This is a genomic window from Micromonospora sp. S4605, assembly GCF_003176715.1.
Taxonomy (GTDB): domain Bacteria; phylum Actinomycetota; class Actinomycetes; order Mycobacteriales; family Micromonosporaceae; genus Micromonospora; species Micromonospora echinaurantiaca.
In genome coordinates this window covers 146,343-170,146 of the sequence record NZ_QGSW01000178.1, presented here as the reverse complement: position 1 = coordinate 170,146, position 23,804 = coordinate 146,343, and the positions used below count along the sequence as shown (strand labels likewise).

The 23,804-nt window shown below is 71.6% G+C and carries 16 protein-coding genes; 2 read left to right on the top strand and 14 right to left on the bottom strand.

Annotated elements, in window-relative coordinates; genetic code table 11:
* Positions 1 to 191 precede the first annotated feature (191 nt).
* The 11 genes from DLJ47_RS14140 to DLJ47_RS14090 all read right to left on the bottom strand — a co-directional run bounded on the left by DLJ47_RS14140 (position 192) and on the right by DLJ47_RS14090 (position 16,756).
* Positions 192 to 1,256 carry a golvesin C-terminal-like domain-containing protein gene (locus DLJ47_RS14140; RefSeq protein ID WP_109900466.1) on the bottom strand — a complete coding sequence of 355 codons (1,065 nt, stop codon included), beginning with the start codon at positions 1,254 to 1,256 and terminating at the stop codon, positions 192 to 194.
* Between the two features lie 203 nt (positions 1,257 to 1,459).
* Positions 1,460 to 4,459, bottom strand: a complete 3,000-nt coding sequence (locus tag DLJ47_RS14135) for a family 16 glycoside hydrolase (protein ID WP_109900465.1) — start codon at positions 4,457 to 4,459, stop codon at positions 1,460 to 1,462.
* A gap of 202 nt (positions 4,460 to 4,661) precedes the next feature.
* On the bottom strand, positions 4,662 to 7,658 hold the full coding sequence (locus DLJ47_RS14130; protein WP_109900464.1) for a glycosyl hydrolase family 28-related protein: 2,997 nt from the start codon (positions 7,656 to 7,658) through the stop codon (positions 4,662 to 4,664).
* A 59-nt stretch (positions 7,659 to 7,717) separates the two neighbouring features.
* A complete protein-coding gene (locus DLJ47_RS14125; RefSeq protein ID WP_109900463.1) occupies positions 7,718 to 9,358 on the bottom strand; it encodes a DUF4127 family protein in 1,641 nt (546 codons plus the stop codon).
* Positions 9,355 to 10,068, bottom strand: a complete 714-nt coding sequence (locus DLJ47_RS14120; RefSeq protein ID WP_109900462.1) for an N-acetylmannosamine-6-phosphate 2-epimerase — start codon at positions 10,066 to 10,068, stop codon at positions 9,355 to 9,357. The genes DLJ47_RS14125 and DLJ47_RS14120 overlap by 4 nt, the downstream gene beginning before the upstream one ends.
* A 20-nt stretch (positions 10,069 to 10,088) precedes the next feature.
* A complete protein-coding gene (locus DLJ47_RS14115; RefSeq protein ID WP_109900461.1) occupies positions 10,089 to 10,985 on the bottom strand; it encodes an ROK family protein in 897 nt (298 codons plus the stop codon).
* The gene (locus tag DLJ47_RS14110) at positions 10,982 to 11,824 is read right to left on the bottom strand and encodes a carbohydrate ABC transporter permease (RefSeq protein ID WP_109900460.1); all 843 of its coding nucleotides are present in this window, start codon (positions 11,822 to 11,824) and stop codon (positions 10,982 to 10,984) included. The genes DLJ47_RS14115 and DLJ47_RS14110 overlap by 4 nt, the downstream gene beginning before the upstream one ends.
* Entirely contained in the window at positions 11,814 to 12,761 is a 948-nt protein-coding gene (locus DLJ47_RS14105) for a carbohydrate ABC transporter permease (protein ID WP_109900459.1), read from the bottom strand. The genes DLJ47_RS14110 and DLJ47_RS14105 overlap by 11 nt, the downstream gene beginning before the upstream one ends.
* An 8-nt stretch (positions 12,762 to 12,769) precedes the next feature.
* Positions 12,770 to 14,050, bottom strand: a complete 1,281-nt coding sequence (locus DLJ47_RS14100) for an ABC transporter substrate-binding protein (protein WP_109900458.1) — start codon at positions 14,048 to 14,050, stop codon at positions 12,770 to 12,772.
* Between the two features lie 22 nt (positions 14,051 to 14,072).
* Entirely contained in the window at positions 14,073 to 15,668 is a 1,596-nt protein-coding gene (locus tag DLJ47_RS14095; protein ID WP_109900457.1) for an FAD-dependent oxidoreductase, read from the bottom strand.
* A 41-nt stretch (positions 15,669 to 15,709) separates the two neighbouring features.
* Entirely contained in the window at positions 15,710 to 16,756 is a 1,047-nt protein-coding gene (locus DLJ47_RS14090; protein ID WP_109900456.1) for a LacI family DNA-binding transcriptional regulator, read from the bottom strand.
* 460 nt (positions 16,757 to 17,216) lie between these two features.
* Between DLJ47_RS14090 and DLJ47_RS14085 the strand changes: the two genes are divergently transcribed.
* Positions 17,217 to 18,575 carry a hypothetical protein gene (locus DLJ47_RS14085; protein WP_109900455.1) on the top strand — a complete coding sequence of 453 codons (1,359 nt, stop codon included), beginning with the start codon at positions 17,217 to 17,219 and terminating at the stop codon, positions 18,573 to 18,575.
* A 206-nt stretch (positions 18,576 to 18,781) separates the two neighbouring features.
* On the opposite strand, the gene DLJ47_RS14080 is transcribed toward DLJ47_RS14085, so the two are convergent.
* Positions 18,782 to 19,387: a TetR/AcrR family transcriptional regulator gene (locus DLJ47_RS14080; RefSeq protein WP_109900454.1), complete on the bottom strand. Its 606-nt coding sequence runs from the start codon at positions 19,385 to 19,387 to the stop codon at positions 18,782 to 18,784.
* Here DLJ47_RS14080 and DLJ47_RS14075 point away from each other — a divergent pair.
* Positions 19,329 to 20,885 (top strand): MFS transporter, encoded by a 1,557-nt coding sequence (locus DLJ47_RS14075; protein ID WP_233257825.1) that lies wholly within the window; start codon positions 19,329 to 19,331, stop codon positions 20,883 to 20,885. The two genes, DLJ47_RS14080 and DLJ47_RS14075, sit on opposite strands and share 59 nt — an antisense overlap.
* A gap of 48 nt (positions 20,886 to 20,933) precedes the next feature.
* Here DLJ47_RS14075 and DLJ47_RS14070 read toward each other — a convergent pair whose 3' ends face one another.
* Positions 20,934 to 22,223, bottom strand: coding sequence for an MFS transporter (locus tag DLJ47_RS14070; protein WP_109900453.1), 1,290 nt, complete (start codon positions 22,221 to 22,223; stop codon positions 20,934 to 20,936).
* A gap of 82 nt (positions 22,224 to 22,305) precedes the next feature.
* Positions 22,306 to 23,685 (bottom strand): MBL fold metallo-hydrolase, encoded by a 1,380-nt coding sequence (locus DLJ47_RS14065; protein WP_109900511.1) that lies wholly within the window; start codon positions 23,683 to 23,685, stop codon positions 22,306 to 22,308.
* Positions 23,686 to 23,804: the final 119 nt, after the last annotated feature.

The window sequence follows — 23,804 nt, the reverse complement described above, 5'->3', positions numbered from 1 at the left end:
GACGAGCTTGGTGAGCCAGGCCGCCAGCACCGGAAGTGCGCCGGCGATCGGCGCGAGCACGACGTACGCCAGGTCGGCCCGCCCCCGCCCGCCAGACCACCGCGACCGCCCGGGCGGTCCGGGCAATGCTGATCATGGCGAGAGGGTACGGACGGCACCTCCAGGGGCAGCTACAGCGCCGGTGCAGGTGGTTAGACCCGGGTGACCCGGACGGCGTCGGCCACGACGTAGCCGGCGGCGCTGGTCCACCGGCTCACCGCGACCAGGTTGCGGTCACCGGCGGCGAGCGGGAAGGTGCCGAGCGAGCGCCAGACGCCACCGTTGGAGCGCTGGTCCAGGGTGACCGTCTGGTTGCCGGAGGCGGTGACGACGACGTGCGGGGCCGAGCCGTTGTAGCCCGGGTCGGCCGGGTGCCGCACCTCGACCCGGTAGTTCCCGGCCGCCGGGATGTCGACCTTGAACCAGGCGGCGTCGCTGGCGAGGGTGGGGTTGGCGAAGCGGTAGTCGGCCCCGTAGCGCTGGCTGGAGTAGGACGACGTGCCCCAGTTGGTGCTCGCCGTGAACCGTCCCGCGGTGGCGTTGTCCACGATGACGCTGAAGGCGGGCGGGTTGGTGGTGCCGAGCCCCAGGTAGCTGGCGATGCCCTGGGCGTGCCCGCGGGCGGTGGCGGTGATGAAGTCGGCCCGTTTGAGCAGGTTCGCGTCGGCAAGGGTGTCGATGAAGAGGTTCTCGGTGAGCACCGCGGGCATTGTCGTCTCGCGCAGCACGTGGAAGTTGGCGGTCTTCAGCCCCCGGTCGGTGACCGAACCGATCGACCGCATGCCGGCGATGACCCTCGGGTGCAACGCGTTGTGCAGGTTGATGGTGGCGGCGTCCGTCGTCGGGTACCGGTAGCTCTCGAAGCCGGTGCCGCCCCCGGAGTTGATGTGCACACTCACGAAGAGGTCGGCGCCCCAGGCGTTGGCGTCGTCGGTGCGGTAGGCCAGGCTGCGGGTGATGTCGGTGGTCCGGGACATGCGGACGTCGACGCTCCAGTTGGCCAGCAGGATGCTGCGCAGTTGCAGGGAGATGTCGAGCGTCAGGGCCTTTTCCTGCAACCCGTTGCCGACCGCCCCGGAGTCGGTGCCGCCGTGGCCGGGGTCGAGGTAGACCTTGGGTACGGCGGCCCGGGCGGGACCCCCGATGACGGGGACGGCCGCGACGCCGGCGAGGGCCGCCAGCAGGGTGCGCCGCCGCAACGCGGAGTCATCGAACATGTGCACCTCTCAGGGGAGAGTCGGGGAGATCATCGATGCGGGCAATATAGCGAAACATCGATGCACATGAAAGATGTCTACGTCCGGCGGTAGAGTGATGGAAGGTTTCCGCCTAAACCGGGGCCGGTGCGGCCGTCCGGGCGTGCCACCCGGACGGCCGGGCCGGCGAACCGGTCCCGGCCGTCCGCGTTCCGTTGGCGGAACTACCGGTCGAGCGGCTCGATCCAGATGTTGCGGTACTGGACCGGGTTGCCGTGGTCCTGCAGCCGGATCGCGCCCGCCGCCGGCCCCTCGGGGCGGCTGCCGCCGGTGGGGCCGAGGATCTCGACGTCGTCGTGCACCGTCACGCCGTTCCAGACCACGGTGACGCGCGGGTTGGCGACCTTCTGGCCGGCCGCGTCGTAGCGGGCCTGCCGGTAGACGATGTCGTACGTCTGCCAGGTCTCCGGCCGCAGCGCCGCGTTCACGTCGGGGGCCTTCTGGTTGTAGATCGCCGCCGCGTCGTTGACCTGCGGCGGGTCGATGCCGAAGGAGTCCAGCACCTGGATCTCGTAGCGGTCCTGCAGGTACACGCCGCTGTTGGCGCGCGCCTGGCCGGTCACGTCCGGCGGGTACAGCGGCAGGTTGAACTCCACGTGCAGACGGAAGTCGCCGAAGGCCTGCACCGTGCGCAGGTCCCCGTTGCGTACCGTCATCGCGCCGTCGGCGACGGCCCACTCGGGTTCGCGCCCGTCGGTGTGCTGCCACTCGGTGAGGTCGCCACCGCCGAACAGCGTGATCCGCTGCCCGTGCGGCCGGACGGCGAGCACGTCGAGGTTCACGTGCCCGGAGTCCGCGGCCTCCTTGCGGTACTCGACCAGGTTGCGGCCCTCGCGCAGGCGTGCCGTCGTGGTGACCGTGCCCCATTCCTCCCAGGTCACTGTGGAGGGGAAGACCGTCTGCTCCACCCGTTCACCGTTGACGTACAGGCTGAGCTGCTTCTCACCCGAGTAGGGGTTCGGGCCGTTGCTGTAGCGCATCGACAGGTCGTAGGTGCCGCTCTCGCGTACGTCGACGGAGATGCGGGTCGACGAGCCGTCCTGGGCGAATCCGGCGGCGAAGCCGGCACCGGAGTAGGCGGCGTGGTCGGTGGCCATCCCGACGCCGACGGTACGACCCTCCTCGGCCTCGAAGAACGTCTGCGGCTGCACCACCCGACCCGGGATCTCGTTGAGCGTGTACCAGGCCTCAGTGTTCCACAGCTCCTCCCCGTCGGCGGAGGAGAACGGACGCGGCGACCGGACGTGCACCACGCGGTTCTCCTTCAGACCCGGAATCCGGAGCTTCACGGTGCGGCGGTCGGCCGACAGCTCGGCCGTGGCCACGTCGAGCGTCTCCAGGTCGAGCTTCGGGCCGCCGTACTGGCTCGTCGCGCCGTAGCGCCACTGCGTCACCTGGTACGCGTCGGCGAGCTGCTGCGCGGTCTCGGCCGACAGCGGCTCGGTGTACTCCAGCTCGAACCCGACGTGCGAGGCGCGCATCCGCTTGACCTCGAAGACCGAGGTGCCGTTGGGGGTGAGCTTCTGCAGGCCGTAGGTGAGCTTGCCCTCCTGACCCCAGTTGCCGCCGGCGCCGAGGCCGCCCACGTAGAGCGCGCCATCGGGGCCGAGGGTCACCTCGTTGATGCCGGACTCCAGGCCCTGCGTGTGCCGGAACACCGCGCCCTGGTACTGGCCCTCGACCTGCTCCAGGAAGACGCGCTGCAAACCCCCGTAGGTGACGTCGCCGACGACCAGTTGCCCCGCGTACGGCCCCTGCTTCAGCAGCACCGGCGTGGACGGCGAGTTGGCGATCTCGTTCTGCGGGAGCCAGACGACGGGGCGCGTCACCGCCTCGTCGTCGAACGGGCCGGCGGGCGTCGTGTAGTGGTTGTAGAACGCCCCCTGCCTGATCTGGACCAGCTTCGACGCGGGTAGCCAGCCACCCTGGTTGTCGGTGACGAGGACCTCGCCCGCCGGCCCCCAGCCGATCCCGTTCGGAGTACGCAGCCCGCCGGCGACGTACGTGATCTCGCCGGTCCTGGCGTTCACCTTGATCGAGGTGCCGCGGTTCGGGGCCGGCTGGGGCACGGTGGTGGCGCCACCGTAGTTGATGGCCACCGAGAGGTTGAGGTAGAAGTACCCGTCCCGGTGGAGCAGGCCGAACGCGAACTCGTGGAAGTTGCGGCCCCAGGGCCAGGTCGCCACGGTCTGGTAGTCGTCGGCGTCGCCGTCGCCATCGGTGTCGCGCAGGGCCGTCAGCTCGTGCTTCTGGCTGACGTAGACGGTGCCGTCGACCACCGCCACGCCCTGGGGTTCCCGCAGCCCCTGCGCGAACCTGCGGTAGGTCACCTGGTCGGGTCCGGTGGTCCCGGTGGCGCCCTCGACCACGTAGACCTCGCCGGTGGCGTTGTCGGTGCCGCCCCAGGTGGAGACGACCAGGTCGCCGTCGGGCCGGAAGGCCAAGCCGGTGACCTGCGGCTGGAACCCGTCGGGGCGCAGGTCGGTGAGGGTGTAGCCCGGGTGCACCCGGTCGAGCGGCAGGCCGTCGCCGGCCGAGTCGGTGGCGCCCTCGCAGTACTTCCACCCGGGTGCGGTGACGCGTACGACGCCGGCGTCGGTGCTCAGCGCGGTGGTCGGCACCAGCTCGAAGCCGTCGGCGCCGGGGACGCGCCACTCGAGCCGCAGCACCTGCCCGCCACCGTTCTCGAAGAACTCGACGAACAACGGGTGCAGGCCGGCGGTCAGGGTGACCGACCCGTCCTTCGAGGTCTCGCCGTGCAGACCGTCGTGGTCGACGACGAGCTGGTCGCCGATGGTCAGGCGCGACCCGTCGTCGCTGGTCAGCCGGAACGTGTAGGCACCGTCGGCGGGCACGGTGAGGTTGCCGGTGACGTGGCTGATGAAGCGGTCGGCGAGGCCGAACTCGTCCGTGCTGGTCCAGTTGATCTGCGGCATGAGTTTGTCGACGTTCGGGGTCTGCGCGGCCTTGAGGGTGCACAGCGCCGACAGCGGGACGCCCATGTCGTACGAGCGGAGGGTGACGCCGGGCTCCTGCGGCGGGACGTCGGCGGCGACGGGTGCGGCCGTCGCCGGGGTGGGGAGTGCGGCGAGCAGGGTCGCCAGGGCGGCAGCTGCCGCGGTGAGGATCGGGCGGCGTCGTCGCCGTCGGTTCGGTGTGGTCATGGTTCCTCCTCCCGGCAGGGAAGAAGCCGTGCCACTTTCTCCCCCACGACCAGTCACTACGATTTCGCTGCGCGAAAGATCGATCGCAGACACTAGCACTTTCCATCGATCCAAGGAAACTTTTCGATGTTCGGGAGAAAGTCCGGTGTGGGCGCTCCGGCCGGAGGTGGCCGGTGACGTAGCGACAGGTGCCAACCAACGGTCAGCGGAGGCCGTAGACCTCGACCTCGAAGACCCGCGCCAGACCGTCGGTGGGACTGGGCTCGGTGAACACGACGCGGACCTGCTCGACCCCCGTCGGTGCGCCAATCAGGTCGACGTTCGCCGGGCTGGCGACGTTCTGCTCGACCGAACCGACCGGCCGCCAGGTTCCCTCGACCAGGACCTCCACCCGGAAGGCCCGCACCCGCAGCGCGTCGGAACCGGCCACGCCGCTGTAGAGGGCGAGCCGGGACAGCGTCGCGGGCCGGCCGAGGTCGAGGGTGAAGGTCGGCGACGGGTCGCCAGATCCGGAGATCCACCGGGCGCCGGTCCGGTTGCCATCCACCGCGTTGACCGCGACGTTGGTGGAAAGCACCGAACTGGCCGTCACGTCGGCGTCCCGAGCGAGATTGTCCCCGCCCGTACGGACCTGCAGGGTCAGCGGTATCTCCAGTCGGTGCCCGCCCCGCGTGTACGAGACCGTCAGCGGGAGCTGCCCGTCCTGCTCCGCATCGGCGGGCACTCGCACCTCGATGGTGGCCGTGGCCGCCTGCCCGTCGGGCAGCCGCTCGACGTCCTGCCGGGTCCGCGTCTGCCACCCGACGGGCGCCTCGGTGCGGACCGCGAGTCCGGTGACCGGACCGGGACCGTCGTTGCGGACCCGCAGCACGGCGGTGCCCGACCGGCCGGGTAGGACGGTGATCCGGGAGTCGTCCAGCCCGGCGTACAGTCCGGCCGGGGCGGGTGGCTCGTTCGCCGAACCGACGGCCAGGTAGGCGACGTCCAGCTCCGGCACCGTGCGTCCGGTCGCCACGTCGGCGATGGTGGCCCCCCACCTGGTGTTCGCCACGTTGGTGGGGCGGTAACCCCGGGTGCCGCGGATCACGATCCCGCTGCTGTCGCGGATGCCCATCGCGTACGGGTAGGGCCCGAGGACCGTCGCCACCCGGAAGAACACCGTGTTGGCGAAGAGCACGTCGTGGACGTCGTCCAGTTCGACCGCCTGGGAGCGCCACCCGTAGATGTGGTCCTCGGTCTGCAGAGCGTGCAGCTCCCAGTTGCGCACCCGGCGCAGTACGACCTCGCGGTGCTCGTGGTGCTCCACCGACACCTCGTACATGCGGCCCCGGACGGCGGTGTCCTCGACCAGGAACCCGTTGTCGGCCCAGCCCGCCACGCTCCAGATGTTGGCGAAGGTCCCGCCGCCACCCTTGACCCAGAAGCTGTACTTGTGCCGGCCCCGGTACTGGTAGCCGGGGTCGCCCGCGCCCGGGTCGTCAGGGTCGGTCTCCTCCGAAGCCCACTTCACGAACTGGGTCGCGATGTCGGCGAGATGGCTGTGCGCGCCGGACTGCCAGAGCACGTGCACGGAGCCTGCGGTCTGCCGCGCCGAGTCCAGGCCGAGACCGATGACCTGGTTGGTACCGCCGGGCGGGGTCTGGATCATCGGTCGGGGACGGTCGGGGTCGGCGAACGCCGCGTGACCATCCGGCAACGTGAGCCACGTCTGGCGTGGGTGCAGGCCGATCAGGTTGCTCTGCGGTCGCAGCCGCAGCGTGTCCCCGATCAGATACTCGCCCATCGGCACGTACACGGTGTCGTGCTGGTCGATGGCCTGCTGGAAGATGGCGTGGTCGTCGCTGGTGCCGCTGCCCACCGTGACGCCCCTCGCGGCCGCGAACTCGGCCAGGTTGACCCAGTCGTCGCTCGGCGGCGGCAGGGGGATGTCGGAGCGCAGCAACCGGTGGAAGCTCGCCGGTGCGGCCGGTGTCGCCGAGACCAGCACCTGGTCGCTGCGCCGCTCGCCGTCACCGAGCGCGTCGCTGACGCGCAGCCCGAGCGTGGCGTCCCGGACCAGGTAGGACGGGCCGGGGCCGGCCCAGGTGCGTCCGCTCGGGGCGGTGGTGAGGAGGGCACCCACCCCGGCCACTCCGGTCTGGACGACGTTGAGCTGGTTCTGGGCACGAACCAGCTCCGGCTCCTCGGTTGCCGGGACCGAGTCGCTGTCGTTGAGTGTGATCGCCGCCCCGGCGATGTCCTCGAAGACGGAATCCTGCACGTAGAGCCGCTGTGTCTGGCCGGGGGTGGCGACGATGCCGGCGGGCGTGTGGGCGATGCGGTTGCGGATCAGGCTCAACTTGCTGTCGGTGTGCAGCTTGACGGCTGCGTCGCGTTGTCCCTCGAACGTGGTGTCGAGCACTGTCGTCTGCCAGCCCGGTGAGGCGGCGTAGGCCAACATGCCGAACCGGCCGCCGTGGACCTTGACCCGCTGGATCAGGTTGGCGTTGTGGTCGATGCCGGCATAACCGTCGCCGACATGGATGTCGAGGTCCTGCAGGAGGAACATCTGGGCACCGCTGAACCGGACCGCCACGGCCGCCGGGTTGCCCGCGCCGATGCGGATGTCGAGGTTGACCAGGCCGGTGCCGAAGGTGTCGTTGTTGCCGAAGGTGCGGGCCGTGCCGGGCTGGAAGGGCCGGCGCACGGCCGCGAACAGGAAGGACTCGGTGCCGTCCTGGAAGCCCGGGGTCGATTCGCCGAGGTGGAACTCGGGCCGGGTGGCTCCGAAACCGATCACGCGTACCGAGGCGTGCAGGTCCACGCGTCGGGAGAGGCGATAGCGGCCCTCCGGCACGAAGACCACCCCGCCGCCGTCGCCGACGGTCACGTCCCGTGCCCCGCCGACGATGTTGCCCAACCAGTTCTGCCCGCCGCGGCGGGACGCCTCGTCGATCGCCGCCTGCAGCGAGGCCGTGTCGTCGCCGATGCCGTCGCCGTGCACCGGGAACTGCTCGCTGCCGAGGACGACCGCCGTCGGATCGGTCGGCATCGTCCGGTAGACCGACGTCGACGACGCGGGTCGAGCCGCGGCGGCGGGGCCGGTCGGCGGGACCGCCGCCGTCGCGGCCAGGAGGACGAGGCCGGCCACCAGGCCGACCGCCGTCCGTCCGGGCGCGGGTCGGACCGCGACGGCCCGCCGGGGTGGGGATTCGATCATCGGTACGTCTCCCTACGGTGGCTCGGACGAGGAGGCGGACGGCGACGGCGGCCGTCCGGTCAGGACAGTCGTAGCCGGGGCTCCAGCGTCACCTCGAAGAGTCGGTCCCATGGCAGCTCGACCCGGATCGACTCCACGCGCGTCAGGGGTGCGGTGAACGTCTTCGCGCCCCGCCGGCCCAGCGGGACGTGGTGCCCGGCGAAGTGGTCGGCGAAGTAGCGCTCGGTCAGCGGCACCAGCCGGTCGCGTACCCAGCCGTCGAAGTAGCTCTTCTGTTCAGCGGAGAGCGCGAGCGGATTCCAGCCCTGGTCGCGGGCGTGCGCGTACGCCTCGACCTGCAGCACGTTCTTCCACCCGTCGTCCTTGACGAACCGGTAGAGCAGGTACTCGGCGTGCGCCCGGGCGGGTCCGCGCAGTTCGGGCACGCCGTACCCGCTGCCGGAGGAGCGCAGGTGGGCCCAGCGGGCGGTGCCGTGCCCCAGCGCCAACCCGAGCGCGTTGCCCCCGGTGTTCCACCCCGAGTACGACAGCAGGGTCACCAGGTCCAGCCGGGCCTCCATCCGCGCGACCAGGTCGTGGTCCGCCTTGTTCACGATCAGCGGGTCCACCACGATCACCGGGATGCCGGCGGCCAGCAGCGCGCCGATCCGCCCGACGAAGGCGTCCAGGTCGGTGGCCCGTTGCGCGGGCGCCGCCGAGGGGGTGTTCACGGCGAGCACGATGTCCGCGTCGCCGTCCACCACCCGTCCACCGACGGCACTCACGTGCCGGCGGATGTTCTCCGCGAACGGGATGCCCTCCAGTTGGGCGGTCCACTCCTCGCCGGAGATCCCGGCGTACTCGACCCGGTAGGTCGGCGCCGCGCCGGCGGCGAGCACCCGCGCGACCAGCAGTGCGTCGACCTCGTCCGCGCCAGGGAAGATCTCCACCCGGTCGCCGACGCCGAGCCGGGCCACCAGCGCCTCCAGTTCGACCCGCTCCGCCCGGGCCAGGCCGACGGGCGCGGTGTCGTCCTCGGAGAGCACCAGGTGGTCGATGGTTCCGTCGGCGACCCACTCGACCATCAGCCGGTTGACCTGGTGGTTGCGGGCCCGCGCGGCGAGGTAGTCCTCGACCACCTGGTCCGGGATCTGGGCCCGGACGGTGTCGAGCCGGGCCCGCAGCTCCTCCTGCCCGAGGTTGACCACCTGGTCGTGCAGCTTCGCCCACTCCACCAGCAGGTCCCGGTACGTGTCCAGGTCCGTGCCGGTGCTGGTGATGGCGAGCCGCTGGATGGTGTCGTGCACCTCGATCACCGCACCTGGCCGGGTGGCGCGCAGGTTCCGGATCGCGGCCAGGTTCGCCAGCGCGGCGGCCAGGGTCGGTGCGGCGGTGCGGGAGGCGATCAGGCCGCCGTAGGCGAGCATGCTGACCGAGATCACGTACCCGTCGACGCCGCCGATGGCGCCGAGCCAGCGGGCGATGGCGGCGCCGTCGCCCGGGGTGAGGAAGCGGCCCAGCAGGTCCCGGGGCGGCAGCCGCACCTCGGCGCCGGCGCTCGCCGCGGTCAGCTGCGGGCAGTAGGTGTTGACCGGCCGGTCGTCCAGCGGCACCAGCGCCACCGCCCGCCGCCGGTCGCGTCCCGCGGCGGACGCCGGTCCGCCGATCGTCGCGGCGGCCAGCCCGGCGACGCCGGTGGCCAGGAGGGTCCGTCTCTTCATCTGCTCTCCCTGTTCTCCGGGGCGTCCCCCGCGCGAGGGGTCGCCGGTATGAGCCGGCGGGTGATCCACAGCGGCGAGGTGACGGCGTTGCCCGTCACCACCGCGTGGGCGCCGGTCTCGAACGCCCGCCGGATCTGCTCGGTCGTGCGGTACCGCCCTTCGGCGAGCACCGGCACCGGAAGCCGTGCGACCAGTCGCGCCAGGAGTTCGACGTCGGGCTGGTCCGACCGGGGACTGGCCGGGGTGTAGCCGGACAGCGTGGTGGCGACGGCGTCCGCGCCCGCCTCGACGGCGGCGACGCCCTCCGCGACGGTGGAGACGTCGGCGAGCACCAGCGCGTCGGTCCGTTCCCGGACCGACCGGACGGTGTCGGCGAAGGTGCGCCCGTCCGGTCGCGGCCGGTCCGTGGCGTCGACCGCCACGATCTGCGCCCCGGCGAGCGCCACCTCGACCGCGTGGGCGGCCGTCGGGGTGATGAAGACGTCGTCCGTGCCGTGCTTGTACAGCCCGATCACCGGCACGTCGACCAGGGCGCGGACCGCGCGGACGTCGTCCGGCCCGTTGACCCGGACCGCGACCGCGCCGCCCCGTACCACCGACGCGGCCACCCGGGCCTGGACGTACGGGTCCCGCATCGGGTCGTCCGGCTCGTCGGGCAGGGGCTGGCAGGACACCACCAGCCCGCCGGCCAACTCGTCGAGGGCGTTCACCTGTCTGGTCCTCTCAGTCGTCACGGTTCGGCCAGGGCCAGGCGGGCCGCCCCGACCACGACCGCGTCGGCTCCGAGCGCGGCGGGCAGCAGCGGCACGTCGGCCCAGCCCGCCGGCAGTTCGGCCGCGTAGGCGGTGGATGCCGCGGGCAGCAGGGTGTCGGCCGCGCCACCGGCGAGCACGACCGCCTGCGGATCGAGCAGGGCCACCAGCCCGGCCAGGGCGGCACCCAGGGCGGCGCCGGCCCGGTCCCGCACCTGCCGCGCGGCGACGTCCCCGGCGGCCGCCCGTTCCGCCACGGCCTGCCCGGTGACGGGCGAGCCGGTCTGCTCGGCGTAGGCGGCGGCCAGGCCGGTGCCCGAGGCGATCGCCTCCAGGTGCCCGTACCGCCCGCACCCGCAGCGCAGCCGTTCGGCGCCCGGGGCCGGCAGGTGCGCGATCTCGCCGGCGGCGCCGCGGGCGCCGTCCTCGATCCGGCCGTCCCGGACGATCGCCCCGCCCAGCCCGGTGCCGACCGCCACCAGCAGGACGTCGCGGCAGCCCCGCGTGGCACCGGCCCAGCATTCGCCCAGCGCGGCGGCGTTCACGTCGTTGGTTACCCGGACCGGTCGACCCAGCCGCCCGGCCAGGGCGTCGACGACCGGGGTGCCGGTCCAGCCCGGCAGGCTGTCGGTGGCGTACCGGATGGTGCCGGTCGCCGGGTCGACCGTGCCGGCGGTCCCCACCCCGACCGGTCCGGGGCCGGCCGCGTCGAGCAGGTCCGCGGCCAGCCGCGCGGCGGTGTCCAGGACGGCCGCGGGCCCGGACCGGGCCGGGGTGGGCGCCCGACGGCGCGCGAGCACCGCCCCGTCCGGCCCGACCAACGCCGCGGCGGTCTTCGTGCCGCCGATGTCGACGCCGACCACGGCTTCGCTCATCCCTTGAGGCCGGTGTGCGCGAGGCCTTCGACGAACTGCTTCTGCGCGATGACGAAGACCACCAGCACCGGCAGCGCGGTCATCGAGGCCGCGGCGAGCTGGACGTCCCACATCGGGCCGCCGTAGGCGTCGACGAACTGGGTGAGCGCCTGCGGCAGGGTGAACTTCTCCGGCGAGGAGAGGAACACGATCGGTTCCAGGTAGAGGTTCCAGCTGTGCAGGAAGGTGAAGATGGCGACCGCGCCCAGGGCGGGCCGCGACAGCGGCAGGGCGATCTTCCAGAAGGTGGCGAACCGGCCGAGCCCGTCGACCCGGGCCGCCTCCTCCAGTTCGCCGGGAAGGCTGATGAAGAACTGCCGCATGATGAAGGTCGCCAGTACGCTCGGCGCGCCGAGGATCGGCACCAGGATCAACGGCCAGTGGGTGTCGACCAGGCCGAGCTTGAAGAACATCTGGAACAGCGGCACGATCGTCACCTCGCTCGGGATGAGCAGGCCGGCGAGGACGACCAGGAACAGCACGTTCTGCCCGCGGAACCGGATCCGCGCGAAGGCGTACCCGGCCAGGGCCGACACAGCCAGCGTGCCGACGGTGACCACCAGGGCGATGTAGAGGCTGTTCAGGTACTGCTGGCCGAACGGCTGCAACTCGAACACCCGCTGGTACGCGTCCAACCGCGGGTTGACCGGCAGCAGCTGCGGCGGGAAGGCGAAGATGTCCGACACCGGCTTCAGCGACGAGGTGACCATCCACCAGGTCGGGAAGACGAACGGAACCGCCAGGACCAGCAGCACCCCGTAGAGCATCAGCTTGGTCCGCGGCGACAGGTCACGACTCATGGAAGACCCACCTCTTGCGCATCTGCCACTGCAGCACGGTGAGCGCGAGCACGATGGCGAACAGCACGATCGACAGCGTGGCGCCGTAGCCGAAGTGATGGAACTGGAAGGCCTGCTGGTAGAGGTAGTAGACGAGCACCGTGGTCGAGGTGCCCGGACCGCCCTGGGTGAGCACCGCGATCTGCGCGAAGACCTGGAGCGAGCCGACCACGGTGATGATCGAGGTGAGCAGGATCGTCGGGCTGATCAGCGGCACGGTGATCCGCCAGAACTGGCGCATCCGGCTGGCCCCGTCCACCTCGGCGGCCTCGTACAGCTCCCGGGGCACGCCCTGCAGGGCGGCGAGGAACAGCACCATGTTCAGGCCGACGTTCTTGAAGACCTGCACGACGATGACCGACACCATCGCGGTGCCGTCGCCGCGCAGCCAGTTCGGGCCGTCCACCCCGACCGTGTCGAGCAGCCCGTTGACGCCGCCGTCGTCCTGCAGCAGGAAGCCCCACACGATGGTCCAGGCCACCAGCGAGACGACGACGGGGGAGAAGAACAGGGTGCGGAACACGATCGTCCCGCGCAGTCTCTGGTGCAGCAGGACCGCCAGCAGTAACGCCAGGGCCAGGTTGAACACCACCAGGCCGACGGAGAACAGGCCGGTGGCCCGCAGCACCGAACCGAGGTTGGGGTCCTCCGCCAGCGCCGCGTAGTTGTCGGTGCCGACGAACTCGAACGTGCCGGCGAGCACGTTCCACTCGTGCAGGCTGTACCAGACGACGAGGATCAGCGGCAGGATCACGAACACCGCGCTGCCGATCAGTTGCGGCGCGATGAAGAGGTATCCGGTGAGGTGGTCGCGGCGGCGGCTGGTCCAGAACGGCCGCGCCGGGACCAGGGCGGGCCGGGCCTGGACCGGGCCCACCCTGGTGTCCGTACGGGTCATCGGGTTCCTTACTTCGCCAGCAGCGGCTGGATCTTGGCGCAGACCCCGTCCAGGACGGCCTTGACGTCCGCGTCCGGCTTCCACAGCGGGTCCAGTCCGGCGCGGACCTGCTGGCTGAGCTCGGCCTGCCCGGCGTGGCTCGGCTTGACGACACCGCTGGTGATGCCGTCGATGACGACCTTCTGCAACTGCTCCGGCTTCAGCTTCGGGTTCGTCTTGGCCAGCGTCTCCGCGGTCAGCTGGGACTGGCGCGGCGGCGGGAAGAACTGGGCCAGCTTGGCCGAGTTGGTGGGGTTGGTCAGGAACGCGAGGAAGTCGGCGGCGACCTCGGCGTGCGGGCTGCGCTTCATCACCCCGATGCCGGCCTGCCCGACCACCGCGTACGGCCCCTTCGGCCCGGCCGGCAGGGGCACCAGGTCCCAGGCGAAGCCGTCGTCCTTCAGCAGCGAGGCGCGGGAGATCTGGGTGACCGTCATGGCGGCGTCACCGGCGAAGAAGTCGGCGGTCGTGCCCGGGCCGGGCAGCGCCTTCGTGGTGAAGATCGCCTTGTGCAGGGTGGTCATCGCGTCGACCATCTCCGGGCTGGCGAAGCCGCAGGACTTGCCGTCCTCGCTCCAGGCCTGGGCGCCCCAGCCCGTCCAGAAGGTGGACAGGTTGTCCCAGCCCTTGTAGTCGAAGTCGCGGATGACCAGGCCGGCCTTTCCGGTGGCGGTCTGGGTGGCGCCGGCGGCGGCCAGCGCGGCGTCCCAGGTCCACTGGCCGGCGGCGATGAGCTCGGCCGGGGTCTTCTGGCCGGCCTGCTTCAGCAGGTCGTTGTTGACGAAGACACCGAACGGCGAGGTGGAGAACGGGTACGCGTACAGCTTCCCGTCGTGCTGCCAGAGCTTCAGGGTGGCCGGGGAGATGTCGTCGTACTGGTAGCCCTCGGCATTCTTGAGAGTGTCGTCCAGCGGCAGCAGCGCGCCCGAGGCGACGAAGTCGGGGGCCGAGTTCTCGAACACCCACGCCAGGTCGGGGGCGTTGCCGCCGGCGATCTGGGTGGTCAGCGTCGTGGTGTAGTTCTCGAACGGCAGCGGGTCGAACTTGATCTCGGCGACGTCGGGGTGGCTCTTGCGGTACTCGTCGGCGATCTCGTTGAACAGCTTCAGGTGCGCCTCGTTGGCCGACCAGACGGTCACCCGGAGGCTGGCCGGGCCCTTGTCCTCGGCCTCGCCGCCGCCGCAGGCGGACAGAGCGAGGGCGCCGGTCAGCGCCGCGGCGACAACGCGTAGGCCCTTTCCTGTTCTCATATCCTTCTCCTCACCGGGGGTTTCAGTAGCCCGCGATCTGCGGCCAGCGCCGTTCGACGCCGGCGGCCGAGACACGGTCGGTGAATTCGGCCAGCAGGCGGGGGGTGCCGCGGACCGCGCGCGGGGACTCGCCCCGCGCCAGACAGAAGTCGGCGAGCAGCCCGGCGACCTCGCCGACGTTCCACTCGACCGGGTGCAGCCGGTAGCTGCCGTTGGTGATGTGCGTGGTGCCGATGTTCTTGCCGGCGGGCAGCAGGTTCTCCACCCGTTGCGGGATCAGCGCGCCGAGCGGGATCTCGAACGGGCAGGAGCCGACGTCGATGTAGTTGTCGCCGCCGGTCGACGGGTGCAGGTCGATGCGGTACATCCCCACCCCGATCGAGTCGGGGTACTGGACGGCGCCGTGCTGGCCCCGCACGGCCAGCGAGAGGTCCTGCTCGACCACCGTGTACTCGGCCCGGATCCGGCGGGACTCCCGGATGTAGGGCGCCTGCGCCAGGCCGTCCCGGCTGCCGGTCACGTCGCCGCGCAGCCGCAGCCCGGGGAAACCGGTGCCGCCGTCGGGCCGGGGCGCCTCCGTCTGCAGCCAGTACAACACCGAGTACGACAGCTCCCGGGCCTTGGCCAGGTGCCACGACGCGTTCGGCACGTCGATCACCGGGCCCTCGAAGTAGTCGATCATCGGCCAGTTCACCAGGGTGATGTCGCTGCCGTACGACCCGTCGGTGAAGTTGCGTCGGGCGGCGATCCGCCGGAACGTCCACAGGTTGCCGTCGCCGGGGTTGAGGCGTTGATCGGCGTTGACGCTCAACGGGTCGTCGTCCGGGTTGGGGGTGAAGCTGCGCTCGACGATCTCCAGGGTGCGCGGGTGCGGCGACCGCCAGGACAGCAGCCGGTCACCCCAGAAGTCGGGCTTGTAGTCCCGCCAGAAGTCGTAGTCGGCCGGGCGGTCGATGGTGTGGTCGCCGTCGACGTGGTCGATCGCGAAGCAGACCGAGACGGCCTGCATGTTCATCGGCTGTGCCTCGGCGGGTGCGCTCGGTTCCCCGGTCTGCGCCTGCGACTCGAACCCGGTGACGTACTCGGTGCCGGTCAGCGGCAGCAGCTCGCCGGTCTCGGTGGCGTCCAGGATGTACGGCGCGGTGACGTCGATCCGGTCGTCGCGGTCCCGATGGGCCAGCGTGACGCCGGTGACCCGGTCCCCGTCGGTCTCCGCGGCCACCGGCCGGTACGGCTGGAGCACTGTCAACCGGCCGGCGCCGCGGTACGGGGCGAGCATCTGTTCGAGGACGGCGACGGCCACCCGGGGCTCGTGGCAGAGCCGGCTCACCCAGCCGGCACCCGGATTGAGGTCGGTCCAGCCGCGGGAGCGCTCGGTCAGCGGGTAGTAGCGGCGGTAGTAGTCGCGGATGCCGTTGCGCAGGGCGCGGTAGCTGGCGGTGGCCCCGAACTGCTCAATCCAGGAGTGCTCGTCCGGCGGGACGGCCTGGCTGGTGAGCTGCCCGCCAAGCCAGTCGAACTCCTCGGTGAGGATGACGGACCGGCCGGCCCGGGCCGCGGCGAGCGCGGCGGCCACGCCGCCCAGTCCGCCCCCGACGACGAGGACGTCCGCACGCATCTGTACCACTTGCTTCCTTCCAGTTGGACGGCCCGACCGCCTCAGCGGCGGTCGGCCGCCGGATCGGGGGTGCCGAGGGTGTCGCCCTCGACGAGTTCGCAGGGGAGGAGTCGTTGCTGCACGCCGGCGGCGCTGCCGTCGATGACGCCGCGCAACACCTCGACGGCCTGCCGGCCCATCTCCTCGCGGGGGATGCGGAACCCGGTGAACGCGATGTCGGTGGGGACCGGCACCGTCGGGTCGCCGAGCGTGATGACCGACAGGTCGCCCGGCACGGTCAGCCCGCGCCGCCGGGTGGCCGACTCGAGCGCCGCGGCGGTGGCGTAGTCCTCCACCAGAGCGACGGTCGTCCCGTCGGCGAGCAGGTCGTCGAGGACGGTCTCGGCGTCCCGGGCGGTCGCGGTCAACTGCCGGGCGCTCTCCGCTGTCGACGTGGCGGCGTCGAACCCGCGGCGGCGGTCCTCGGAGGACTCGGCGGTGCCGCCCATGCTCAGGTAGGCGAGACGTCGGTGGCCGCGGCGCAGCGCCAGCTCGACGAGCCGGCTCACCGCCGTGGCGTAGTCCGCGCCGACGTAGGGGACCGGCCCACCGGCGTCGTCGCGGCGACCCACGGCGACGTACGGGTATCCGTCGCGGTTGAGCCGCAGCAGCTCCGCGCCGTCGATCTCGCGTCCGAGCAGGATGCACCCGTCGGCCAGGCGCAGCCGGTTGTCCTGGTGGAAGATGCGTCGCCGGCCCTCGACCACCGGTGCGCTGGTGAACAGCAGCAGGTCGCAGCCGACGCGCTCGGCGTACTCCTCGATGCCGAGCAGGAACGGGTGGAAGAAGTCCCGGCTGCCGCTGGGGAACGCGGGCTCGTAGGTGAAGACACCGATGATCCGGTTGAACCGCGCGGCCAGCCGGCGGGCCACCGGGTCCGCGGCGTACCCGGTCTCGGCGATCGCCCGCAGCACCCGGTCGCGGGTCTCCGCGGCGATCCGGACCTCGGCGTCGGCCCGGTTGTTGAGCACCAGGGACACCGTCGCCTGACTGACACCCGCCAAGCGGGCGATGTCACGCTGGGTGACGCGTCTGGGGGGAGTGGCCACGACGGGTCCTTCCGGTGCGGCTAATGCGTATTAGCGCTCGGCGTTGGCAAGGAGCCTGGCTCGCGCCGTCGCCGGTGTCAAGAGGGTGACGCGAGATTTCGACCAGATGAAGTCCCTGGAGTAATGCGTATTAGTGGTTGATGGCCGGTTGGCGGTGGTCCGGCCCGGTCAGCCGGGGGACGACGGCCAAGGTGGAGGGTGCCACCTCTTGACAGGACGCCGTCCGAGCACGCAACATTCGAGAAACATAGATGCTAATACGTATTAGCACCGCGGGCCGGTCGGACGGTCGACGGGTCGGGTCCTCGCACGCCTTAACTCAGCGTCACTGCAGGTCGATCGGCACGTCGCGGCGGAGTGACCCGCCGCGGTGTGGCCGCCGGCGTCGTGCGCCCAGGACCGGGCTCCGGCCATCCGATCAGGACAGTCCAGCGTTCGACCGATCCGAAGAGGAAGAGGCATGACGAGAGCACCTGTCTCATCACCCCGCCGCGCCGTCACGGCGGCGGCCGGCGCCGGCCTGCTCGTCGCCGCCCTGGCCGGCGCCGCGCCGGCCACCGCCGACCCGGCCGTCGACTTCCCGCAGTTCACCTACGCGGGAACCGCCTTCGACAAGAGCACCCACGACTACAACCCGACGAACGAGTTCATCTTCCCGAGCGTCATCCGGGCCGCCGACTACTTCCCGAACCCGCTGGGGACGTACTACATGTACTACGCCCCGCACGAGCGACCCGGCGGGATCGCCCTCGCGTACGCCGACTCGATCGACGGCCCCTGGACCGAGTACCAGGCCAACCCTCTGATCAGCAACACCTGGCTGCCGCACTACCCGACCGTCAGCCACGTGTCCTCCCCGCACGCGGTGTGGGTGGAGGGGGAGGGCAAGCTGTTCCTCTACTACCACGGCGAGAACTCGATCACCCGGTACGCCACCTCCGACGACGGCATCCACTTCAGCTACGGCGGGACAGCGGTCGCCCGGGACGAGACGACCGGTGGCGAGACCTCGTACGCCCGCGTGTTCGAGCAGTCCGTGCCGCGCCTGGGAACCCGCTACCTGATGGTCTTCATGGACAACCCCACGGCGGCCCTGCCCGGACCGACCGGCCCGGTCTCCCGCCGGATCCGCTGGGCCGTCTCCAACGACGCGCGAACCTGGGCCATCCAGCCCGAGCCGATCGTGACCCCACAGGGCATCGAGGGCCCCAACGCGTCCGGACCGTTCGTCCTGCGCTGGAACGGCCGCAACCTGGTCATCTTCCACGCCGCCGACGGCAACATGCACGCCGTCGACGTGGGGGAGAACTTCGACCAGGAGATCCACCTCGGCATCGTCCACGACTCGATGAGCGCCGCACCCGACCTGGGCCGGTCGGCCGCACCGACGTTCTACGTCGACGGACGCACCATGCACATGTACTACGAGGCCGGCGGGCGGCTCACCGCGACGATCGGGCACGCGGTCGCCACGCTGCCCGAGCCGGTGCCGCAACGGCAGCTGGACTGTGCCGTGGACCGGCCGGTCCTGTGGCCGCCGAACCACGAACTGGTCGACGTGGCCGTGACCGTGGACCTGCGCGACGGCGTACTCGGCCCGAACGCGTTCGCCCTCACCAGCGTGACCGGCGGCGACGCCGCGGACGTCAGCGACTTCACCGTGGGCGCACCCGACACCGCCGGCAAGCTGCGGGCGGAACGGGCCGGCAACGGCGGGGACCGGGTCTACACGCTGAGCTACGGCGGCCACGACGAGATCGGCCGGCCGGTCGGCTGCACCGTCACCGTCACCGTCCCGCACGACCAGGGCGTGCGCTAGACCGACCTCGCGTGAGCCGTTTCGGCGCGTCCCACTCTGTGCGATACCGCACAGAGTGGGACGCCGCCCGAACGGGCTCGGCGGTCGGTGCCGGGGCACCGGGCATACGGGCAGTCCCTCGAACGTCTCCGCGAGCTACGCCGGAGGTGACCGACGCGGGACGGACCTCGGCGTACGCCGGCCGCACCGCCCGGCCCCACGCGTGCTCAGCTGGGAACGCGACCTCCGGGCGGCGTGAAGGCGGCCAGGACGGTCGCTGTGATGAACGACGCGGCCTGGTCAGCGTCGAGGCGCCCGGCGTTGATCTCGTCGGCGGCGTTGTGCATGACGCTGTGCATCACGCCGACCAGCCATGACGTGGACAGGTCGCGGCGGAACACCCCTTCCTCCTGGCCGCGCTTCACGAGGCCTTCGACGCGTTCGACCGGGCCGGCGTGCAGGTCGCGGATCCGGCCGGGTGGAAGGACTCCCTGGGCGGCGAGCAGCAGCGAGCGGGACTGGTTGACCAGTTGCCAGCTGGAGTGGACCAGCCGGCCGAGCGCCTGCCGGGTGTCGCCGGTCAGGTCTACCGCATCGAGTGCGGCGTGGCCCTGTTCGATGGCGCTGGCGAGCGCGGCCTCGACGAGGTCGTCCCGGTTCGGGAAGTGGCCGTAGAGGGTGACCCGTCCGACGCCGGCTGCCTTCGCGATCTCGCTGACACTGGCATCCGGGTTGCGGCTCAGGGCGTTCACCGCGGCCTCGAGTATCGCCGCGATGTTGCGCTGCGCGTCCGCTCGCCTGACCGGCGACCTCGCTGGCGTCGGACCCGTCACGCAAACCCCCTTTGTTGAACAGCGCTGTACGAGTTACTGTACCCGACACAAGTCAAACACTGCTGTTCGAATTGGAGGCGACGCCGTGACCGCTCAGGCCGTCGACCAACCGGAAAACACCGTCACCGACCCCCGCCGCTGGCGCATGCTGGCACTGCTCGGCGTCGCTCAGTTCATGCTCATCCTCGACGTCACCGTGGTGGCGATCGCGCTACCGCACATCGGCGCGGACCTCGGCCTGCACCGCGACACGCTGACCTGGGTGGTCAGCGCCTACACGTTGATGTTCGGCGGCCTGATGCTGCTCGGCGGGCGAGCAGCGGACCTGTTCGGTTCCCGGCGCGTGGTGCTGCTCGGCTTGCTCGTGTTCACCGTCGCGTCGCTGGTCACCGGTCTGGCAGCCGGGGCCGCGATGCTCATCGGCGGTCGCGTCGCGCAGGGCGTCGGCGCGGCGATGCTGTCACCCGCGGCGCTGTCCGTGGTGACGAGGATCTTCCACGGGAACGAGCGCAACAAGGCGCTCGGCATCTGGTCGGCGCTGGGCGGTGGCGGGTCGGCGATCGGTGTCCTGCTCGGCGGTGTCCTGACCGCTGGGCCTGGCTGGCAGTGGGTGTTCTACATCAACGTGCCCATCGGCCTGGTCGTGCTGGTGGCACTGGCCCGGATGCTGCCGGCGGAGCTGCCGCACGCGGCGCGGGCGCGCCTGGACGTTCCGGGCGCCATCCTGGTGACGGCCGCGACGGGCACGGCGATCTACGCGCTGATCAACGCCGGCGACCGGGCCTGGTTGAGTGCCGCGACCCTCGGGACGCTGGCCGGTGCGGTCCTCCTGTACGTCCTGTTCGCGGTCCTGCAACGCACCGTGCGGTCGCCGCTGATGGACCTCCGGATCCTGGCTCGTCGGTCGGTCGCCGGCGGCACCTTCCTGATCCTGGTGGCGACCGCGCTGATGATCGCCGTGTTCTTCCTGGGCTCGTTCTACCTGCAGCACCACAAGGGCTACGGCGCGCTGCGGACCGGGCTGCTGTTCCTGCCGGTCGCCGTGGCGACCATCGTCGGTGCGCAGGTCGCCGGCCACGTCGTTGGCCGCCTCGGCGCCCGGCCCATCGCGATGACGGGTCTCGCGATCGCGGCTCTCGGCACCGCGGTACCCGCGTTCTGGGACGGTTCGGCCGTGGTGGTGACCGGGATCAGCGTCGGCGCGGCGGGAATCGGCGCCGCCTTCGTCGCCGCCTCCACGACCGCGCTGGGACAGGTCGCCCAGCACGAGGCGGGAATCGCGTCGGGTCTGCTCAGCACCTTCCACGAGTTCGGCGCCGCCCTCGGCGTCGCCGTGGTCTCCAGCATCGCGGCGGCGAGCATCTCCGGCAGCGGCAGCACCGGCTTCGCCCGTGGCTTCACCTTCGCCGCGATCGTGGCCGCGGCCTCCGCCGTCCTGGCACTGCTCGTCGTCCCGGCCGTGAAACCACCAGCAGGCGTACAAGCCCACGCGCACTGAGCGGCGGCAGCCTGACTCCGTTCCCCTGTATCCCGCCGGTCCGGTCGCTCAGGCCGCTCCGGCGGGCCGGGCGGCGACCCGGCCCACGTGGGTCTCGTACATCCGGACGGCGACGAGCAGACCGGACGCGGCGGTGAGGGCCGCCACCGCCCAGGTGGCCCCCCGGATGCCGACGAGGTCCGCGAGCAGTCCGGCCGTCAGGGCGCCCACGGCGAATCCGGCGTCCCGCCAGAGCCGGTAGACGCCCACGGCGCGAGCGCGCCACGCCGGATGGGCGACGTCGCCGATCGCCGCCAGCAGGGTGGGATACACCATCGCGGTGCCGGCGCCGAGCAGCGCCGCACCCGTCCCCCACGCGCCGAAACTGTCGCCCCCGGCGATCAGCCCGAGCGCACCGGCCTGGATCAGCATCCCGCCGACGATCAGCGGCTTGCGGCCGACCCGGTCGGAGAGCGGACCGGTGAGGAGTTGGCCGAGCCCCCACACCGCGGGGTACAGGGCGGCCAGCACACCGATCCGGGGCAGGGAGAGGCCCGCGGCGGCGAAGAGCACCGGGAACAGTCCCCAGGCGAGGCCGTCGTTGAGGTTGTTCACCAGGCCGGCCTGGCTGGCCGAGCTGAGGGCCGGTTCCCGCCAACTGACCAGCTTCAGGACCTGCCGGGTGGTTAGGCCGCCGTGGTGGGCCCCGCACTGGTGGGTGGCCGCCTCGTGGTGGGCGTGGCCTCGCGTCTCCCGGACGAGCAGCACGGACAGGCCCAGGCCCACCGCGATGTAGGCGGCACCGAGCAGGAAGGGCGCGGGGCGCAGCCCGTACCGCGCGGCGAGGGCTCCGGTGGCCAGCGCCGTCGCGGCCACCGCGAGATAGCCGGCGGCCTCGTTCAGCCCCATGGCGAGGCCGCGCCGGTGCGGCCCGACCAGGTCGATCTTCATGATCACCGTGGTGGACCAGGCAAGTCCCTGGTTGACGCCGAGCAGCACGTTGGCCGCGACGACCCAACCCCAGCTGGGCGCCCAGATGAGCAGCAGCGGTACGGGGATGGCCACCAGCCAGCCGGCCAGCAGCACGGGCTTGCGGCCGTACCGGTCGGAGAGGGTGCCGGCGAAGAAGTTGGTGACCGCCTTGGTCGCCCCGAAGGCGAGGATGTAGGTCAGGGCGGCGGTGTAGGCGGTCAGCTGGAACTCCCGCTCGCCGAGCAGCGGCAGCACGGTGCGCTCGGTGCCGAGCACTCCGCCCACCAGCGCGTTGACCGCGACGAGCAGGAGGAACTGGGCCGCGTTCGCCCGCAGCCCCAGCCTCGGCCCGACGGGGGTAGCCGGCGTACGCAGGTCGCTGCTCATCCGTTCTCCTCAGCCGGTACGGACGGGTGACCGAGGGCCGGAGCCCTCGGTCACCCACATTCCAGGTTGTCCCGCCCGGCGGTCAGACGCCGGCGTGCAGCGTCTGCCAGGCGCCGTACCCGCCGAGCAGGTCGGAGACATCGGTCCGACCCGCGGTGCGGAGCAGGCTGGCCGCGACGGACGAGCGGTACCCGCCGGCGCAGTGCACGACGACCGGGCGGTCGGTCGGCACCTCGTCGAGGCGCCGGGGCAGCTCCGCGACCGGGATGTGCAGCGAGCCGTCGACGGCGCCCTGCTCCCGCTCACCGGCGGTGCGGACGTCGAGCACCACCGGCGGCTCGGGGGTGTCGAGGGCCGTGCGCAGGTCGCTGGCGGTGAGCCGGCTGGCCCGCGCCATGTCGGCGACCATCTCCAGGAAGGCCCCTTCGGGCTCGCGCAGGTAGCCGACGACCTGGTCGAAACCGATCCGGGCGAGGCGTACGACGATCTCCTCCTCGCGGTCCTGCGGGGCGACCACGAGCACCCTGCGGTCCGGCGCGACCACGCTGCCCGCGGTCTCGGCGAACCGGCCGTCGGCCGGGACGTTGATCGCCCCACGCACGTGGCCGGCGGCGAACTCCTGCGGGTCGCGGGCGTCGATCACCGCCGCACCCTCGGCCCGGGCCCCGGCGAACTCGGCGGCGCTGAGCGGCCGGGGGGCCTTGCTGTGGTCGAACAGTTCGCGAGCCTTGCGGTTGAGTACCGCGTCGAACGCGAAGTAGCCGGGCGCGGCCGGCTGCCCGCCGGTGACCAGCGCGAGGAACTGCTCCTCGCCCATCGGGGCGCAGGCGTAGTTGGTGCGGCGCTGCTCGCCGATGGTGGACTGCCGCTCGGTGGAGAGGTTCTTGCCGCAGGCGGATCCCGCGCCGTGTGCGGGGAAGACCCGTACCTCGTCGGGCAGGCCCATCAGCTTGCGCTGCACGCTGTCGTAGAGCATGCGGCCCAGCTCGTCGGCGGTGACGCCGAGCGAGGCGAGCAGGTCCGGCCGGCCGACGTCGCCGATGAACAGGGCGTCGCCGGTCAGCACGCCGTACGGCACGGCGTCGTCGGCCCGCTCGTAGACCAGGATGCTGATGGATTCCGGCGTGTGGCCCGGGGTCTCCATGATCTCCAGGGTCACGTCACCGAGGCTGATCCGGTCGCCGTCGTGCAGCTTGCGGCTCGGGTACTCGGTCTCGGCCCGGTGTCCGTAGCCGATCCAGGCTCCGGTGGCCGCGGCGACCTCGAGGTGGCCGGCGAGGAAGTCGGCGTGGAAGTGGGTGTTGACGACCCCTTCGATGGTCAGGCCGTGCGCCCGCGCGTCGGTCAGGTATTCGTCGATGTCCCGACGCGGGTCGACGAGCACCGCGCGTCCGGTGGTGTCGTCGGCGACGAGGTACGACGCCTGGGACAGGCAGTCCAGGTAGTACTGGGTGAACAACATGGTGCTGAACTCCTTCGCAGTGATGACCGGCGATGCGCCCAACGATAGCGCATACCCCAGGGGGTATCTCCCGGGTCGAAGGTCCCGCCCTTCCGGGGCTTCGCGCCCAGGGTCTGTCA

Excerpts from the sequence above, each read along its gene's own strand:
- DLJ47_RS14140 (WP_109900466.1), bottom strand. The coding sequence starts at position 1,256 with ATGTTCGATGACTCCGCGTTGCGGCGGCGCACCCTGCTGGCGGCCCTC.
- DLJ47_RS14135 (WP_109900465.1), bottom strand. The coding sequence starts at position 4,459 with ATGACCACACCGAACCGACGGCGACGACGCCGCCCGATCCTCACCGCG.
- DLJ47_RS14130 (WP_109900464.1), bottom strand. The coding sequence starts at position 7,658 with ATGATCGAATCCCCACCCCGGCGGGCCGTCGCGGTCCGACCCGCGCCC.
- DLJ47_RS14125 (WP_109900463.1), bottom strand. The coding sequence starts at position 9,358 with ATGAAGAGACGGACCCTCCTGGCCACCGGCGTCGCCGGGCTGGCCGCC.
- DLJ47_RS14115 (WP_109900461.1), bottom strand. The coding sequence starts at position 10,985 with ATGAGCGAAGCCGTGGTCGGCGTCGACATCGGCGGCACGAAGACCGCC.
- DLJ47_RS14110 (WP_109900460.1), bottom strand. The coding sequence starts at position 11,824 with ATGAGTCGTGACCTGTCGCCGCGGACCAAGCTGATGCTCTACGGGGTG.
- DLJ47_RS14105 (WP_109900459.1), bottom strand. The coding sequence starts at position 12,761 with ATGACCCGTACGGACACCAGGGTGGGCCCGGTCCAGGCCCGGCCCGCC.
- DLJ47_RS14100 (WP_109900458.1), bottom strand. The coding sequence starts at position 14,050 with ATGAGAACAGGAAAGGGCCTACGCGTTGTCGCCGCGGCGCTGACCGGC.
- DLJ47_RS14095 (WP_109900457.1), bottom strand. The coding sequence starts at position 15,668 with ATGCGTGCGGACGTCCTCGTCGTCGGGGGCGGACTGGGCGGCGTGGCC.
- DLJ47_RS14085 (WP_109900455.1), top strand. The coding sequence starts at position 17,217 with ATGACGAGAGCACCTGTCTCATCACCCCGCCGCGCCGTCACGGCGGCG.
- DLJ47_RS14075 (WP_233257825.1), top strand. The coding sequence starts at position 19,329 with ATGTTGCGCTGCGCGTCCGCTCGCCTGACCGGCGACCTCGCTGGCGTC.
- DLJ47_RS14070 (WP_109900453.1), bottom strand. The coding sequence starts at position 22,223 with ATGAGCAGCGACCTGCGTACGCCGGCTACCCCCGTCGGGCCGAGGCTG.
- DLJ47_RS14065 (WP_109900511.1), bottom strand. The coding sequence starts at position 23,685 with ATGTTGTTCACCCAGTACTACCTGGACTGCCTGTCCCAGGCGTCGTAC.